Below are 16,560 nucleotides of genomic sequence, written 5' to 3'. Positions count from 1 at the left end.
AATAATTTTAAAGGCTTCTCTTTCGGGGAAGCCTTTTTTTGTTTTACTTTTAAACTGATGAGCGAAAGAAAAGAAAGAAAAACGGCGATTATTGCCGCTATTGGCGAAAATGGTGAACTCGGAGCAGAGAATCAACTCCTTTGGCGCCTCCCAAAAGACACCGCATTTTTCACTGATAAAATCAAACTGCTGCCCACGATTATGGGTAGAAAAACGGCGGAGTCGCCAGATATGGAACATTCAGATTACCAAAATATCATCGTCAGCAGACAGCAAGGTTACCAGCTTAGGGATTTTGAAATTGCTGAAAATCTCAATCAAGCCTGGGCATTGGTTGCAGCGGAAAATCGCGAAGTGATGGTATGCGGTGGCGCACAAATTTACAACCTGACGATTCAGGATGTCGATCGGCTTTATATCACGCATGTCCACGCCACCTTCTCACAGGCCGATGCATTCTTCCCACCTATCGACCCTGCCATCTGGAAAAAAGTCAGTGAGGAATATCACCCTAAGGATCATGAACATACACATGATATGACATTTTGTATCTATGAAAAAATATAAATTGATTCATCAAAAAAAGCGACCTTCATCGGGTCGCTTTTTTTTGATTATCATCTATTTTATTAACCGTCAATCACCTATCGAACAGCCTTTTGCATTTGCTTACTCAATGCAGACTGATTGAAGAAAAAACTGATCGTTTTAGCTTTCACATAAGCCTCCGAAGCATACAAATAACCATCCGTCTGGTTACTGTCAGCTCCCCAGGAATTTTTAATGATATAGTATTTTTTACCTTCCTGATCTTTAACGATTCCCGTGATATGCATCAAGTGGTCGTCGGTGGTTTGATAATTGTCAAACATCTCCTGACGACGCTCCGGAGTAACCGTTTGCTCCGCCACATAGTGTTTGCCATCAAGGTCGGCCTTGGTCATTTCATCCGTTGGAAGCACTGCTAGACCTGCCGCATGGATAAATCCGCGTTCACTCACATCCGCATCCCAAACGGCGGTATAACCCTGTTCAAGTCCTGCGTCAAGCGTCGCCATCAGTTCCTCCAAAGGCAGGTTGAAGGCGGTACTTCTCGACCAGTTATCTGGCACCTCCACCACAAAAGAACTATGGTATGGGTGGTGGGTGAAACTCGTTAATGCCACATATTCCTGCGGCTGAAGTTTCAAATGTTCCATATAAGATTTTGGGGTGTAGGTTTTCCCATCGACTTTAAAATCTGCTGGAACAGCACCGAAATAAGCATCAAGAACGCCATTTACGGCATCTTTCCATGCTGGAGACAACTTACGGGAATGGTTCTCGATGAAGGCATCGCACATGGCTTTAAGCACAGCCACCAACTCAGCATGGTTACGAACCTGCCCCTGCCCTTTGATATTTCCCTCGTAGGCAAATGCTGGCATCACCCCAAAACGGCGCATCACCTTCGGCACATCAGTAGCCAGGCCACCTTCATCAAATTGTGTTTTGCCATGCAATCGCACATAACGTTCCGCTTTCATGAAATAGGCATTTCGAACGGTGTACATTTCCGACAGGTTGGTTTCCAATCCGCTAAGTCGCTTGGCCTCTGCATCATAAAATGACATCGTTGAAAATGACCAGCAAGTACCTGTACGGAATTGATTTTTCACTGCCCCACCATCATTATCTTTTACAACGGTAAAATGGTAAGCGCCATCTTCCATATTTTTAAAACTGTCCTGTGCTTGAGCGACCAATCCAGATCCTGCCATCATCATGGTTAAACCCATGATCTTCATCCAACGATATTGCATAGTATTGATTTTATATTTTGTTACTCAAAAATAATAAATATTTAACCAAAAAAAAGAGGCCACCCGTAAAGATAGCCTCTCTGTTTTGAAAAGAATTAATTACTTAATTCCCAATTTCTTTTTCATTGATTTTGTCAATGCATTTTTGTTGACTACATAGTTCATCGTCTTGTAAGCGAAGTAAGGCTCAGAAGCGAAGAAGTAACCGTCGATATCATTGGAGTTACCCCAAGAGTTTTTCACCAAGAAGTAATCTTTACCATTTTGGTCTTTCACCAAGCCCGTGATGTGCATTCCGTGATCATCAGTCGTTTCATAATTATCGAAAGCTTTCTGACGCATCTCTTGCGTAATTTCTTCCTCTTTCTGAGGCGTATCGAATGCACTTGATGATTTTTTAGCACCTGCATCAGAGAAGTTTTTATTGTCCTTACCTGATTTCTTGATACTGATACCATCCGCAGGAACAATAGCCAATCCGTCACGGTAAGAGAATCCTTTTTCTGAAACGTCAGCACCCCAGGCAATAGAATAACCTTCTTCTACTGCATGCTTGGCGATGTCCACCATTTCATTCATTGGCACATTGTAAGATTGTTTCCACTCCCAGTTATCTTCAACCTCCAACACAAATGGCTTGTAGAATGGGTGGTGTGTATAAGAAGTGATCGAAACATAATCATCAAGGTTCAAGCCCAAAGAAGCCATATAAGACGCTGGCGTATACTCTTTACCCTGGTACTCAAATTTCTCTGGTCTTTTACCGAAGTAAGCATCCAAAACACCATTCACGGCATCTTTCCATGCTGGCGACAATTTTTTAGACTTATTCGCGATAAAGGCGTCAAGCATATTTTTCAATACTGACTCCAATTCAGCATGGTTACGCACCGTTTGGCCTGGGATCGTTCCTTCATAAACCGACTCAGGAACAATACCGAATTTACGCATTACAGCAGGAATATCGTGGAATGCGCCACCTTCACCAAAGTTGGTTTTTCCGTGCATGCGCACATATTTTTCCGCTTTCAGGAAATAAGCATTACGTACCACCCACATTTCTGCAAGGTTGACATCCTTTCCTGTAATTCTTTTTACTTCACTGTTATAAAAAGACAATGCTGAAAATGACCAGCAAGTACCTGTTCTCATTTGGTTTTTCACAGATCCACCTTCAAGGTTTTTGATCGTTGTGAAGTGATACCCACCATCTTTTTTGTTGGTGGAAATATCTTGTGCCTGAGCACTTAATGCGACAGAAGCACCAAGGGCTACTGTTGCAATGGCATTTTTCAAATGTCTTTTCATCTATCTTTTGCTTTCCTGTAACTGATGCCATTTATTGTCTGATATAGGCCAACCTTCGAGCGCAACATTTTACCGAATGCCCCGAAAAACCCCATACAGCACGATTACAACATCATCAGTACGTTTTTATCAATAGTGCGAATATAAAGTATCTGTCAGGAATTCCCATAATAATTAGAGGGATAAAATGCTTAAAAACGAAATTTTAATGTGAAAATTCAACTTTGACCAAATATCCGCACAGAACACCGAATGTTAAATTTCAGTATTTATATAATTTTCGTTATATTCTAAAACGACGTCTTAACTTTCATCTAAACCCTAAAAATTCAGCCTTATGCTTGAAATTGCAAACGCAATGCTCCGTAAATTTGCCAACGAGCAAGTTCCCATGATTGAGTTCTGCCAGCCAGAAATTACCGCTTTTTCCCCTGAAGCCCTAACGGTGAAAATCCCTTTCGCAAACCAGACAAAAAACCACCTCAACAGTATGTACTTCGGCGCCATGGCCGTCGGTGCCGATGTCGCAGGTGGCCTTATGGCCTTCTCGATGATTGAGCAGCAACAGCTCCCGATCAATTTGGTGTTCAAGGATTTTCACGCAAATTTCATTAAACGACCAGAGGCGGATGTGCTTTTCCACTGCGAAGAAGGCAAGAAAATACAAAAAATGGTGATGGAATGTATGTCTTCTGGTGAGCGCGTTACCGACGAAATTAGAATTACCGCTACCTGTCCTGAGAAGTTTGATCAGGAGTTGGTTGCGGAATTTCAGCTGACACTATCGCTGAAAAAAAGATAAGTACAAAAAAAGGTTCCTGCCATCACAGGAACCTTTTTTATTGATGAGAGACTTTCCGAATTCGGCTGAGCCATACGTGCGCTTGCCCAAAACCAGAGATAAAGCCGTTCAGGATTTCCTGACCACGACGAAAATAGAAGTATCCATTAATTCTAAAACTGAAAGGAGAGTGATTATCATGTACCCTCACATATCCTTTACAATAACCTTGTGCATTTTGCCTGGAGGTAAGCACGACCGTATCCACCAATAAAGGGGTACCGCTTCCTTCGAGCGTGGAATCTTTATATGCCAAAACGTGATGGTGCTGAAAGCCCTGCACAACCTTCACAGCATTTTTGTACTCGACCTTCTCTTGCTGTTGATTTTCGTGTGTCATATACTCCCCTACCCCGAAGAGGCCAAGAATAAGGGCGCCTATGAAGAAATATTCTTTCATAATCAATCACTTGAATTTATAGTAGTGGTGCCATTCCTTATGTTTGAAAAAGGATGCGCACCAACGCAATAAAACAAATAACGAACCGATTCACAGCCCCCACTTCAAGAATATCGGCAGGTAATCAACTTCTAATGACAAACCGCCTCCCTCGATACGGTAAGAATAATTTTATATATCTTTTTCCTGTGCCGAAAACAGCAGTAACATTTGCCAGGCTTCCTGCACTTTATTTTTAGCCAACAAGCGCTTGACATAAGAATGTAGCACATCGACCAATTCCTTTTCGGTATGGTTTTGTGCCATTTTTTCTATTTTCCGCTGATATCCGGAAATGGTATCGCTTTCCATTTTTGGAATTTCTGCAACACCAGCAAGAATGGCCAGTTCATTGCCCGTAAGAATACGCGACAACCGCACCGAGTCTGGCAACTGATCCACACCAATACCCAAAGTAGCCCCTGGCTTCTGAATTGTAAAAAGACTATCATGATTAACTTTGGAATAAAGGTTTCCCCCCATTCTCGCCATAGGGTCCAATCGAAGGGGATCAATCAAACCATCTTCCTGCAACAATCCTTCGCGAACATGAGCAACCAGTACCTCACAAATCACTAAATTCCCCGATCCTTTTTTTCCGCCGAGGTCCACCACCTGCTGTACTTTACACTCAAATGCCACAGGCGCTTCCTGCACTATGGGAGGCTTTACCATGGTCGAGGGTTTTTCCGTCAGGCCACTTTTCAAAAATTCATTGACCTGTTCATCATATTCACTGGAGCTCAGTGACATTTGCTCCACAATGGCACCATTCACGATATGAATGACACATTCTGGGACTTCAAGTACATTTTCAAGGGTATGCTTGGTGGTGTTATCTCGCACACGGCGCGCAGGGGAAAAGGCCAGGATTGGCGGATTGGCACCAAAAGCATTGAAAAAGGAAAAGGGACTCAGATTTACATGTCCATTGGCATCAATGGTACTGACAAAAGCAATAGGCCGCGGCACCACAGCGCTGAGCATCAGACGATGAAAATCACCAATACTTTGTTCTTTAGGATTGATTATCATAAAAAATTAAGGGTATCGATCGTAGAATTTTGAGTGAAGAAAAAGGGGAAAACCGAAGCTTTCCCCTTTTATTGATAAACTCTTGTTTTACTTTGAAGGTTCACGGGCAGGGCCGATATATCCCCTGACATGGCCAAAACTCACCTTTATTCCATTTTTTTCACAATGACCTCTAAGAATCACCACATCATCATCTTGCAGGTAAGTTCGGGTCTGTCCATCTTTAAAAAGGATGGGCGAACTTCCGCCTTTAGTCAGCTCAAGTAAAGAACCACAGGAATCATGCGTTGGGCCTGAAATAGTCCCTGAGGCCATCATATCTCCGATATTAATATTACAGCCATTCACCGTTTGATGGGCCAACTGCTGATCAATGCTCCAGTACAAAAATTTGGCATTGGATTTTGAAACCACTTCCAGATCAGCATACCTCCCTGGACGGATTTCCACTGAAAGGTTGATGTCAAAATGAGTGGCCTGTTTTTGCTGTTTCAAATAGGGCAAAACTTCAGGCTCCTGCTCAGGGCCCTCACAGCGGAAAGGTTCAAGGGCATCCATTGTGATTACCCACGGCGACATGGATGAGGCAAAAGATTTCCCCAAAAATGGTCCTAATGGCTGGTACTCCCACTTTTGAATATCCCTTGCGGACCAGTCGTTAAAAAGCACCATTCCAAAAATATAGTCTTCAGTTTGATCGACAGGAACCTGCTCTCCCATTTCCGTTTTCTTACCGACGATAAAGGCCATTTCCAGCTCAAAATCCAGGGCTTTGGAAGCAGAAAAAACAGGCTTTTCCGCATCTTTGGGCATGATCTGACCCTGAGGGCGAATAATTTCGTGGCCAGAAGTAACCAAAGAAGACGACCGCCCATGGTATCCCACTGGCATATGTCGCCAATTGGGCATCAGTGGGTTATCCGGCCGAAACATTTTACCCACATTGGTGGCATGTTCAAGAGAGGAATAGAAATCAGTATAATCCTGACACTTAATTGGCGGGTGCATCATGGCACGTCGGCGAGGAACAAACACCTGCTCAAAATGATCCTTAAGCGGGGAATCATGATCTGTTTCACGCAAAAGGGAAATCAGAATCTGACGGGTTTTTTTCCACACATCTCGCCCGCAATCAATATAGTCGTTCAGGCTGTCACGGTTAAATACAGTGGTATCAATGCAGAGTGCCTCCAAAAATTCAAGACGGGCAAGCATTCGCATATCAATGATATAATCCCCTAAAGCAACCCCAACACGTGGGCTTAACTCAGGAGTAGAAAAGATGCCAAAAGGAAGGTTGTGAATCGTGTATCCTGAATCGGGATCGACAGGAACCCACGAATTCATCTTTTGGTAGTAGTCGGTCATAGTGTATTGACTAAGATTGTTGGTGGTATAGGTTTGGTATTACTATCGGACAATTTAGAGCGTTCCTCTTTTGGACTGCTCCCGCTCGATGGCTTCAAAGAGCGCTTTAAAATTCCCCTTACCAAAAGATCTCGCTCCTTTTCTTTGAATAATCTCAAAAAACAGGGTTGGTCTTGGCGTTACGGGCTTTGTAAAAATCTGCAAAAGGTAGCCTTCATCATCTCGATCCACCAAAATACCTAACTCTCGCAATTGTTCCAAATCTTCTTCAATATTCCCTACTCTATTCTGTAAATCATCGTAATAAGAGCCTGGAACCTGCAAAAATTCGATCCCTCTACTGACCAACGCCTGAACAGTGCCCACAATATCGTCGGTAGCCACGGCAATATGTTGAACGCCCGACCCATTATAAAAATCTAAATATTCTTCAATTTGGGATTTCTTCTTTCCTTCGGCAGGTTCATTGATCGGAAACTTAATCCGCCCATTGCCATTGGACATCACCTTGCTCATCAGCGCAGTATAATCCGTCGAAATATCCTCATCATCAAAAGAAACCAGCTGACTGAAGCCCATTACTTCAGCATAGAATTTCACCCAGGTATTCATTTCATTCCAGCCGACATTCCCCACAATATGGTCGATGTATTTCAGTCCCACCGCAGCGGGTTGATACTGGGGTTGCCAGGCTTCATACCCTGGCAGGAAAACGCCCTGATAATTTTTTCTTTCAATAAAAACATGCACGGTATCGCCATAGGTGTGAATTCCTGAGCGAATCACCACCCCCGATTCATCTTGTAACTGCTGTGGCTCGAGGAACGATTTCGCTCCTCGGGCGGTGGTTTCTTCCCATGCTTTCTGGGCATCTTCCACCCAAAGGGCGATCACACGCACCCCGTCGCCGTGCACATCAATGTGTCGGCCAATATCGCTGTCGGCCTGCAAAGGGCTTGTGATCACCAGCCTGATTTTATCCTGCTGAAGCACATAGGAGGCCTCCGCCTGATTCCCCGTTTCAAGGCCTGCTTTCGCCAGAGGCTGAAAACCAAAGGCGGTCTGATAAAAGTGCGCCGTTTGCAGGGCATTACTGACATACAACTGAATGTAATCCGTCCCCATGATCGGTAAAAAATCAGGAGTTGCAGATGGTTGGTTTTCGGTATGTTGATTCATTGTGGTTTATTTTGGTTCATTGGGTGAATTAATGGGCTTCATTCGGCCACGATCAGTCCGAAAACAATTGCTTTCACGTGGCAATGGGTATTGAGGGGGCATTTATTCAGGCTTTCCACTGGTGTGCAAAATACCTGAAATCATTGCTCGATTCACTGCTTGGCAGTCGCTTGTTTTTAGTTTTCTATTGACAAAATTTTCAATGCTGATCATCGAGCCACGATCGGAAATAATCACCAGTATCGAGTTTCAGTCCGTCTTCAGTAATGGACAGCGGACGAAAAGGGTCCACCATGACGGCAAATTCCGCCGTGCCCTTTTTCCCGATGCTTCGCTCCATGGCGCCAGGGTGCGGACCATGTGGAATCCCCGAAGGGTGCAAAGTGATATAACCCTGATCGATATCGTTCCTGCTCATAAAATCTCCCTCGACATAATAAATCACCTCGTCGGAATCCAGATTACTGTGATTGTATGGCGCAGGAATGGCGTCAGGATGGTAATCGTACAACCGAGGACAAAACGAGCAGATCACATAATTATGCCCCTGAAAGGTTTGATGTACTGGCGGCGGCTGATGAATCCTTCCTGTAATGGGTTCAAAATTATGAATATTGAAGGCATAAGGATAAAGGCAGCCATCCCATCCGACCACATCAAAAGGGTGTGTAGCATACACTACCTGATGGATAAATCCCTGTTTTTTAATTTTGACCATAAAATCGCCCCGCCCCGCCACAGGATCGAAATGCTGAGGGAGTTTCAGGTCTCGCTCACAGTAAGGCGACGATTCCAAAAACTGACCTCTTTTATTTAAATATCGCTTGGGGGGCTCAATTGCACTGTTGGATTCAATGATCAACAGGCGGTTGTCGGTGGTATCGAAAAGTAATTGATAAATCACCCCTTTGGGGATTATGAGATAATCCCCATACTCAAATCGGATTTCGCCCATCATGGTGCGTAAAATCCCCGACCCCCGATGCACAAAAATGCATTCATCCGACATGGCATTTTTATAAAAATAATCATGCATACTGCTGCTTGGCGATGCGAGGGCAATCGCTACATCGCTATTGCAAAGCACTGTTTTTCGAGCGCTCAGGAAATCTTTTTCCGTGGGTAAATTAAAGCCGACAAACTTCCGCGCCTGAACATTGTGCTCCACAGCAATTTTTGGCCGAACGTCGATCTTTTCCCTGATTTCCTTAACCTGAGTGGGCCGCTCCAAATGATACAACAAAGCGGAATCCCCAGAAAAGCCCTCACTGCCAAACAGCTGCTCATAATAAAAGCTGCCGTCCGCTTTCTTGAAAACGGTGTGGCGCTTTGGGGGAATGCTACCCGACTGATGATAATATGGCATAGTGGTGAAATTTATTTTTTAGTCGATATTCATCTCAGGGATTTCCCCCTCGACAACCAGCCGCCCAGCTGTCGCTTCCTGAATCTGCGCTACCGAAACCCCTGGTGCGCGCTCCAGCAAATGAAAAGCCCCATCCTTAACTTCAAGCAAGGCCAAGTTGGTCACTATCCGTTTTACACAACCTACTCCAGTGATGGGCAAGCTACAGTTTTTCAGTAATTTGGAGTCCCCATTTTTGTTGGTATGCATCATCGCCACAATAATGTTCTGTGCCGAAGCCACCAAGTCCATCGCCCCGCCCATGCCCTTGACCATCTTTCCGGGAATTTTCCAGTTGGCGATGTCTCCGTTTTCAGAAACTTCCATCGCCCCGAGAACGGTCAGATCAATATGCCCTCCGCGAATCATGGCAAAGCTCAGCGAGGAGTCGAAAAATGCCGATCCTGCCAAAGTAGTAATGGTTTGTTTACCAGCATTGATCACGTCGGCATCCACTTGTTCTTCCTCTGGAAACGGCCCCATGCCCAGCAATCCGTTTTCGGACTGAAGGGTAACACTGATATTTTCAGGAATATAATTGGCCACCAGCGTAGGGATTCCGATCCCTAAATTCACATAATCCCCATCGGTGAGTTCCTGTGCTATTCGCTTGGCAATTCCATATTTATCTAACATAAGTTTGGTTGGTTTTAAAGTGGATCAATTAGGCTTGGCGAACGGTGCGTTTCTCGATACGCTTCTCATAATTTTCGCCCTGAAAAATGCGTTGGACAAATACCCCTGGCAGGTGAATTTCATTGGCTGAAAGCGCCCCAGCAGGATAAAGCTCCTCCACCTCCACCACGGTAATCTTTCCTGCCATCGCCATCACGGGATTAAAATTTTTCGCCGTTCCCTTAAATATCAGATTCCCCTCATGATCGCCTTTCCAGGCTTTCACAAAAGCGAAATCTGCCCTTAGGGCATGTTCAAGAATGTGAGGTTTCCCATTAAACCACCGCACCTCTTTTTGTCCCTGCACTTCTGTACCAAAACCTGCGGGCGTATAAAAAGCAGGTATTCCCGCTCCGCCAGCCCGACACCTTTCCGCCAAAGATCCCTGCGGAATAAGCTCCACCTCAAGCTCTCCACTGAGCAACTGCCGCTCAAACTCTGCATTTTCCCCAACATAGGAGGCGATCATTTTTTTCACCTGTTTTCTTTGCAGCATCAGGCCAATGCCAAAATCATCCACCCCTGCATTATTGGAGATACAGGTAAGCCCTTCGAGCTTGGAGCCTGCCAGAGTGGCGATACAATTTTCAGGAATACCGCACAGCCCAAAGCCCCCAAGCATCAGGGTTTGATGAGACTGCACATCAAAAAGCGCTTGGTCAGCGTTTTCAAATACTTTGTTCATTGTAGGTAGTGTTAAGGGTGAAGTTTAACTTAATTTAATATTTTTTTAATTATTTGTAAATTTTTTAGCACATTAAAGAGCCTATGCGAAAATACAGGCTAAAAACATGACGCTATTTCAAATATTAATAATCAAGAAATAACGAGCCCGTTAGACAAACGTATATTTTCAGTAACGGTATTCTACTGTAACAGATGGTTAAAACTTACCTGAAATCAAATTTCATCAGTATGCAACAACAATATGAAGACTATTCGGATGCAGATTTTAAAATTTGGCGGGAGCTTTATGAGCGACAAATGGCGATTGTCCCCAAATATGCCTGTACGCCATTCCTGAAAGCTTTGGACAAAATTGGTTTTTCAAGGGAAGAAATTCCCCGTTTTGAGGCGCTGGATAAAGTTCTGATGGAAGCTACGGGCTGGTCAATTACGGTGGTGAAAGGACTGATTCCCGTAGAGGATTTTTTCCAGGCACTGGCGGAAAAAAAATTCCCTGCCTCCACCTGGCTCAGAAATGAACAACAGCTGGAATATATCGAAGAGCCCGATATGTTTCATGATATTTTCGGGCATGTCCCTTTGCTGGTCAACCCTGTTTACGCCTCTTTTATACAGGCTTATGCTCAAATGGCGCTGGAATATACCCAAAATGAAAAAGCCATTGCTCTTTTACAACGGCTCTATTGGTTTACGGTGGAATTTGGACTGATTCAGGAACGGGAGGCGGTCAGGATTTATGGTGCAGGCATTATTTCAAGCCCTAAAGAATCCTTATTTTCTGTGGGTGGGGAATCCCGCAAATTGCCCTTTAATATTGACACGATATTCAACAACCCCTTTGAAAAAAGCAATATCCAACAGGAATACTATGTGATTTCGGAACTGGAGGAACTCGAACGGGCAATACCAGAGATAAAAAAACGACTCGATCAGCTTATTGAAGACGGGCTGAACGATGTAAAACCCGTCAGGTAAAATCAGTGAGCAGGAAGGTGTTTCATGCCCGCATTTACCAACTTCTCCAAAGTGTTTTGAAATTGTTGCATTTCAGAAACACCCACCACATCCTCATAATTCTGACGCAATCGTTTCACCACGCAATATAAATCATAACGGAAAACCTTCCCCCGCTCGGTAAATTTGATCATCAACGCCCGACGGTCGCTCGGGTGGGCTTCCGTGAATATATAGCCTTTCTCCTTCAATTCATGAACCACCTTGTTCATCGCTTGCTTGGTGATCTGCGCATGTTTGGCCATATCATTACTGATCGACCCTTCATTTTTGATATTCGCCAGCAATACCAACTGACCAATCTTAAAATCGGGGTGACCGAGTGCCTCCATCTCCTGCAAAACAGTCATTTCCATTTGCTTTCTGAAGATGCCATGCAAGCGGGTAATGCTATTCTTTTGCTGCGCCGATATAAAGGTCATCCACTCGTCTAAACTTTTCTCCTTTTTCATCTTATCGTCCTGTGATCTCCACAAAGATAAAAAATAAATCCTAAAGTCAATTAAATTGACCTTTATTTAGTCAATAAAGTTGTCTTTTGTTGTTTTCACACTTCCTCACGATCCTTTAATAAAGCTACTGCCGATTTGATAATTCATGAAAGGTATTTTAGCAATCCCTATATCTTACCTCAAAAAGAACAAGAAAAGAATAAAATTGTACATATCTGTAAATCAATACTATAACGAATCATAGTCAAAATATTAAAAGTCAATTAGATTGACCTTTTTTAGTCAATAAAGTTGTCTTTTTAGTCAGCTTAGTTTACTTTTGTAACATCAAAACACTTATGACTATGGAAAACGAAAATCAACAAGGACAACAAAAGCCGTCAGGCAAAATGAAATATATTATAGGACTGATTATCCTGATTGGTCTTGGATATGGTATTAAGACGGTGATGTATAACCTTCACCACGAAACCACCGACAATGCCATGATTGAAGGACATGAGTATCCAGTCATTGGTCGGGTAACAGGTTATGTGACGGCGGTGAACGTAAATGATTATGATGCTGTAAAGCCTGCGCAGACCATCCTTCAGTTTGACAATAAAGAATATAAAATCGGTGTTACTGCTGCACAGGGCGATTTGGATTTATCCATCGCGACCCTTGCTGAGGCCAAAGCCAACAAGAAAGCGGCAGAAGCAAAATTGCATTTGGTAAAAGCAACCGCAAAAGCCAGCAAAATTGCCAACGACAAAGCGGCGGATGATTTAAACCGCGCAAAAAATCTTTTCAAAGATCACGCGACAACACAGAAAACCCTTGACGACGCTACGGCGCAATACAATCTGATGCATCAAAAATATGCTGTTGCGCAGGATCAAATCACCCTTGCCAAACAGAGCATCAATATTGCGGCTTCGGCCATCAAAAAAGCAGAAGCTGCTGTTGATATCCGCAAGGCTAAATTGAAACAAGCAGAACTGAACCTTTCTTATACCACGGTAAAAGCACCTGTTGAAGGGCGCATCGGAAAGATGACCATCGAACCTGGACAATTTGTCGCTGCGGGACAGCCATTGTTCACCGTTGTGAACGATCAAAACTTCTATGTGGTCGCCAATATGAAGGAAACACAGCTGGAGAATATCAAAGTGGGAGACGAGGCTGAAGTGTCGGTAGACGCTTACCCTGATTTGGAATTGAGCGGAAAAGTAGACCGTATTTCAAGAGCCACAGGAGCAAAATTCTCTTTATTACCTCCAGATAACGCCACAGGTAACTTCGTGAAAATTGTGCAGCGTGTGCCGGTGATCATTAAATTAAACAAAAGCGCTAAAGCAGCAAAATTGCTTCGCTCAGGTTTGAGTGTTGATGTTTCAGTAGCCTACTAAAAACTCACAGGATGGCAGCTAAAGGATTTGTCAAGTGGATTATCGTAGCAACTACGGTAATTGCCGCAGTGCTTGAACTGATCGATACAACGATCGTCAATGTAGCACTGACGAACATAAGTGGTAACCTCGGTGCCACGATCGAAGACACCTCCTGGGTGGTCACTGGATATGCGATTGCCAACGTAATCATCATTCCCCTGACAGGCTTCTTAGCCAATTACTTCGGTCGAAAAAATTATTATTTCTATTCCATATTATTATTCACCATTTCCTCCTACTTCTGTGGGGCCTCCAACTCCTTGGAGATGCTGGTATTTTTCCGAATCCTGCAAGGAATTGGTGGCGGGGCGTTACTCTCTACTTCTCAGTCGATTCTTTTCGATGCCTTTGAACTCGAAGAGCGCCCGATTGCTTCCGCCATCTTTTCGATGGGGCTGATCGTTGGACCAACCATTGGACCAACACTCGGTGGATTTATTGTCGATAATTACCATTGGTCATTGATTTTCGATATCAACATTCCTTTGGGAATTCTGGCCGCTGCGATGGTATTTCTTTACATCGACAAAAAACCAGAAGAGTATCATATCGACCGCAGCAAGATTCACATCGACCGTCTGGGGATTATCTTCCTTGCGCTTTGGGTGGGATCATTGCAATATATTCTTGAGCGTGGGCAGTCAGAAGACTGGTTTAACTCCAAGCTGATTTTAGGACTTGCCATCTTGTGCGTGCTTACCCTCGGCCTGTTTATTTGGCAGGAACTGAGGACAGACAAGCCGGCGGTGGACATCAGAATCCTGAAAGACCCCAACCTGGCCATGACCACCTTCATTGCGCTGATCCTCGGCTTTGGGCTGTACAGTTCCATGTATGTGTATCCCGTATGGATGCAACGCCTGCTGGGCTACACCGCCACAGAAACAGGAATGAGCCTGATTCCTGGCGCCTTGTTCTCTGCCTTCTGTATGCCGATTGTCGGTAAACTGATGCAAAAAGGTGCTTACCCAAAATACCTGCTTTTTGTTGGTTTTGGGGTCTATGCGATCTTCTCTTTCTGGATGTCACTGGCGAGCCCAATGGCAGGAATGGTCTTCTTTGTAATGCCTTTGCTGATCAGGGGTATTGGTCTTGGATTTTCCATTGTACCGATCACCAATCAGGCAATTGCCGGACTGAAGCCCGAAGAAATCCCGCAAGGGGTGGCCATCAACAACATGATCCGTCAGTTAGGTGGTGCCTTTGGTATTGCCCTGATGAACACCTACATCGTGCGTAAAGTAGCGGGTGTACGCGGCCACCTGATCAGTTTTATCACCCCAGACAATCCTGCATTTGTCGAGAAGAAAAACTTGATCATGCACGGCTTAATTGCCAAAGGAGTGAATGTTCACCAGGCAAGTGCCACCGCCATGCGGATGATTGAAGGTCTTGTGGACAAACAAGCCTACACCATTACCTATGTGTCTTCATTTCAGGTAATTGGCGTGTTCTTTGTCTGTATATTACCGATCTGTCTGATCATGAAAAAGACCAAAGTCAACGGTAAAGTAGAGGCTGGTCATTAATTCAGTATTTTAAGTATTGACTCCATGAAAAAAGTTATAATTATTGCTTTCGCCCTTGCGATGAGCCTTCAGGTAAAAGCAGAAAATAAAGCCCCTCAAACCCTTCAGGTTTGGATTCAAAAAGCGTTCACCAATTTCCCAAATATTCAGTCTGCTCGTTTGCAGGAAAAATTGGCCGAAGATTATGTTTCTTTCCAGAAGGGTAACCGACTGCCGATGATCGACGCCTCGGCTTCTTATCATTATGTTGCCCCTTCCCCAACGGTTACTTTACCTATTGGCCCACAGGGGGTAGACTTGAAACTGTTCCCCAACAACAATGAAAATGTTGGTGTGGAAGCCAGTGAATTGTTGCTGGGATTTGGCAGAGTAAACAGCCAGGTCAATAAAGCAAAAGCGCAAGCAGAAACGGCCCATTTGAGTGTTCAGCAGGCTGAAGAACAACTGGCTTTTGAACTTTCAAGATTATACCTGAACCTTGGTTTTGTTGAGGAAAGCCTGAAAGTGCAAACGGCCAATATCAAGGTATTGGTAGAAACCAAAGACTTGATTCAGTCTCGGGTTGATAATGGTACAGCTCTGGAGCTGGACCTGTTGAATATCAAAGTTCAGATTGAAAACGCCCAGAACAAGCTTTATGACCTTCAGAATGGTGAGCAGAAAATTCTGGCGACGGTAGCCTACCTTACTGGCGAAGAACATGCCGACCTGAGTGACGAAGTGGAAGATATGTCGTGGCCTGCACAAATGCTTCCTGAGCGCCCTGAGAACGCTTCCAACTGGCTAAACAACACCCAAATCCAGATTGCGCAAGCCAAAGAAAAAATTGCCCGCATGGACCTCTCTGCGGCCAAATCAAGCCGTTTGCCTGCCTTGTACCTTGACGGTGCAGTAGGTTACAAAAACGGGTTTGTTCCAGAACTTGACGAACTGAAATTTAATTACCGTGTAGGGCTGACACTTAAAGTGCCTATTTTCCACGGAAATAAAGTAAGGTTACAAAATCATATGGCACGCAAAAAAGTGTCCGTTTCAAAATTGTCTACAAAAAATGTGATCACCGATTTATCGCAACAGTGGACCAAGCTGGTTTCAGAAATTCAAACCAACCAGGCTAAATTGCAATCTGCACAAACGCTGATCGATCAGGCACAAACAGCCCTCGAAATGGCGCAATCGCAGTATAAAAATGGTGCCATCACTTATGTAGATCTTCAGAATGCGAGAACAGCCTTGCTCAATGCCAAGCTGGCTTCTTTACATCAGCAGTTCAATTTGAGCAATGCTGACCTGGAAGCCCTCCGACTGAACAGCACTCATTATTGGGCCAGCGCCGAATAATTTGTAATAATCCTCCCAAATAATAACCTCTGGTATAATTGCCAGAGGTTTT

General features: G+C 44.1%; 16 protein-coding genes. 6 read left to right on the top strand and 10 right to left on the bottom strand.

Annotation, left to right across the window (positions count from 1 at the left end):
• Window positions 1–57 precede the first annotated feature (57 nt).
• Entirely contained in the window at window positions 58–567 is a 510-nt protein-coding gene (locus AABK40_RS05690; protein WP_338397880.1) for a dihydrofolate reductase, read from the top strand.
• Between the two features lie 77 nt (window positions 568–644).
• Here AABK40_RS05690 and AABK40_RS05685 read toward each other — a convergent pair whose 3' ends face one another.
• A complete protein-coding gene (locus AABK40_RS05685) occupies window positions 645–1,802 on the bottom strand; it encodes a C1 family peptidase (protein WP_338397879.1) in 1,158 nt (385 codons plus the stop codon).
• A gap of 99 nt (window positions 1,803–1,901) precedes the next feature.
• Window positions 1,902–3,110, bottom strand: a complete 1,209-nt coding sequence (locus tag AABK40_RS05680; RefSeq protein WP_332920456.1) for a C1 family peptidase — start codon at window positions 3,108–3,110, stop codon at window positions 1,902–1,904.
• 337 nt (window positions 3,111–3,447) lie between these two features.
• Between AABK40_RS05680 and AABK40_RS05675 the strand changes: the two genes are divergently transcribed.
• Window positions 3,448–3,912, top strand: coding sequence for a PaaI family thioesterase (locus AABK40_RS05675; RefSeq protein ID WP_332920455.1), 465 nt, complete (start codon window positions 3,448–3,450; stop codon window positions 3,910–3,912).
• A gap of 37 nt (window positions 3,913–3,949) precedes the next feature.
• Here AABK40_RS05675 and AABK40_RS05670 read toward each other — a convergent pair whose 3' ends face one another.
• The 7 genes from AABK40_RS05670 to AABK40_RS05640 all read right to left on the bottom strand — a co-directional run bounded on the left by AABK40_RS05670 (window position 3,950) and on the right by AABK40_RS05640 (window position 10,737).
• Window positions 3,950–4,351 carry a hypothetical protein gene (locus AABK40_RS05670; protein WP_338397878.1) on the bottom strand — a complete coding sequence of 134 codons (402 nt, stop codon included), beginning with the start codon at window positions 4,349–4,351 and terminating at the stop codon, window positions 3,950–3,952.
• Window positions 4,352–4,522: 171 nt separating this feature from the next.
• Window positions 4,523–5,425 (bottom strand): flavin reductase family protein, encoded by a 903-nt coding sequence (locus tag AABK40_RS05665; protein ID WP_338397877.1) that lies wholly within the window; start codon window positions 5,423–5,425, stop codon window positions 4,523–4,525.
• An 87-nt stretch (window positions 5,426–5,512) separates the two neighbouring features.
• Window positions 5,513–6,793: a fumarylacetoacetase gene (gene fahA / locus AABK40_RS05660; protein WP_332920452.1), complete on the bottom strand. Its 1,281-nt coding sequence runs from the start codon at window positions 6,791–6,793 to the stop codon at window positions 5,513–5,515.
• 54 nt (window positions 6,794–6,847) lie between these two features.
• Complete coding sequence (gene hppD / locus AABK40_RS05655) at window positions 6,848–7,972, bottom strand: 4-hydroxyphenylpyruvate dioxygenase (RefSeq protein WP_338397876.1); 1,125 nt, start codon at window positions 7,970–7,972, stop codon at window positions 6,848–6,850.
• Between the two features lie 199 nt (window positions 7,973–8,171).
• Window positions 8,172–9,338 carry a homogentisate 1,2-dioxygenase gene (locus tag AABK40_RS05650; RefSeq protein WP_338397875.1) on the bottom strand — a complete coding sequence of 389 codons (1,167 nt, stop codon included), beginning with the start codon at window positions 9,336–9,338 and terminating at the stop codon, window positions 8,172–8,174.
• Between the two features lie 18 nt (window positions 9,339–9,356).
• Entirely contained in the window at window positions 9,357–10,013 is a 657-nt protein-coding gene (locus AABK40_RS05645; RefSeq protein ID WP_338397874.1) for a 3-oxoacid CoA-transferase subunit B, read from the bottom strand.
• Window positions 10,014–10,041: 28 nt separating this feature from the next.
• Window positions 10,042–10,737 carry a CoA transferase subunit A gene (locus tag AABK40_RS05640; protein ID WP_332920448.1) on the bottom strand — a complete coding sequence of 232 codons (696 nt, stop codon included), beginning with the start codon at window positions 10,735–10,737 and terminating at the stop codon, window positions 10,042–10,044.
• A 230-nt stretch (window positions 10,738–10,967) separates the two neighbouring features.
• Here AABK40_RS05640 and AABK40_RS05635 point away from each other — a divergent pair, with 230 nt between their 5' ends.
• Window positions 10,968–11,714 (top strand): phenylalanine 4-monooxygenase, encoded by a 747-nt coding sequence (locus tag AABK40_RS05635; RefSeq protein ID WP_338397873.1) that lies wholly within the window; start codon window positions 10,968–10,970, stop codon window positions 11,712–11,714.
• 2 nt (window positions 11,715–11,716) lie between these two features.
• On the opposite strand, the gene AABK40_RS05630 is transcribed toward AABK40_RS05635, so the two are convergent.
• Entirely contained in the window at window positions 11,717–12,205 is a 489-nt protein-coding gene (locus AABK40_RS05630; protein ID WP_332920446.1) for a MarR family winged helix-turn-helix transcriptional regulator, read from the bottom strand.
• A 344-nt stretch (window positions 12,206–12,549) separates the two neighbouring features.
• Between AABK40_RS05630 and AABK40_RS05625 the strand changes: the two genes are divergently transcribed.
• From AABK40_RS05625 to AABK40_RS05615, 3 genes are read left to right on the top strand one after another with little or no spacing between them, the layout of a single operon-like run.
• Entirely contained in the window at window positions 12,550–13,596 is a 1,047-nt protein-coding gene (locus AABK40_RS05625; RefSeq protein ID WP_332920445.1) for an HlyD family secretion protein, read from the top strand.
• Window positions 13,597–13,607: 11 nt separating this feature from the next.
• Complete coding sequence (locus AABK40_RS05620) at window positions 13,608–15,167, top strand: DHA2 family efflux MFS transporter permease subunit (RefSeq protein WP_332920444.1); 1,560 nt, start codon at window positions 13,608–13,610, stop codon at window positions 15,165–15,167.
• A gap of 24 nt (window positions 15,168–15,191) precedes the next feature.
• The gene (locus AABK40_RS05615) at window positions 15,192–16,508 is read left to right on the top strand and encodes a TolC family protein (protein WP_338397872.1); all 1,317 of its coding nucleotides are present in this window, start codon (window positions 15,192–15,194) and stop codon (window positions 16,506–16,508) included.
• Window positions 16,509–16,560: the final 52 nt, after the last annotated feature.

The sequence above is a fragment of the Persicobacter psychrovividus genome, from assembly GCF_036492425.1.
Taxonomy (GTDB): Bacteria; Bacteroidota; Bacteroidia; order Cytophagales; family Cyclobacteriaceae; genus Persicobacter; species Persicobacter psychrovividus.
Note: the sequence above shows the minus strand (reverse complement) of the source record. Positions and strands in the feature narration are given on the sequence as shown.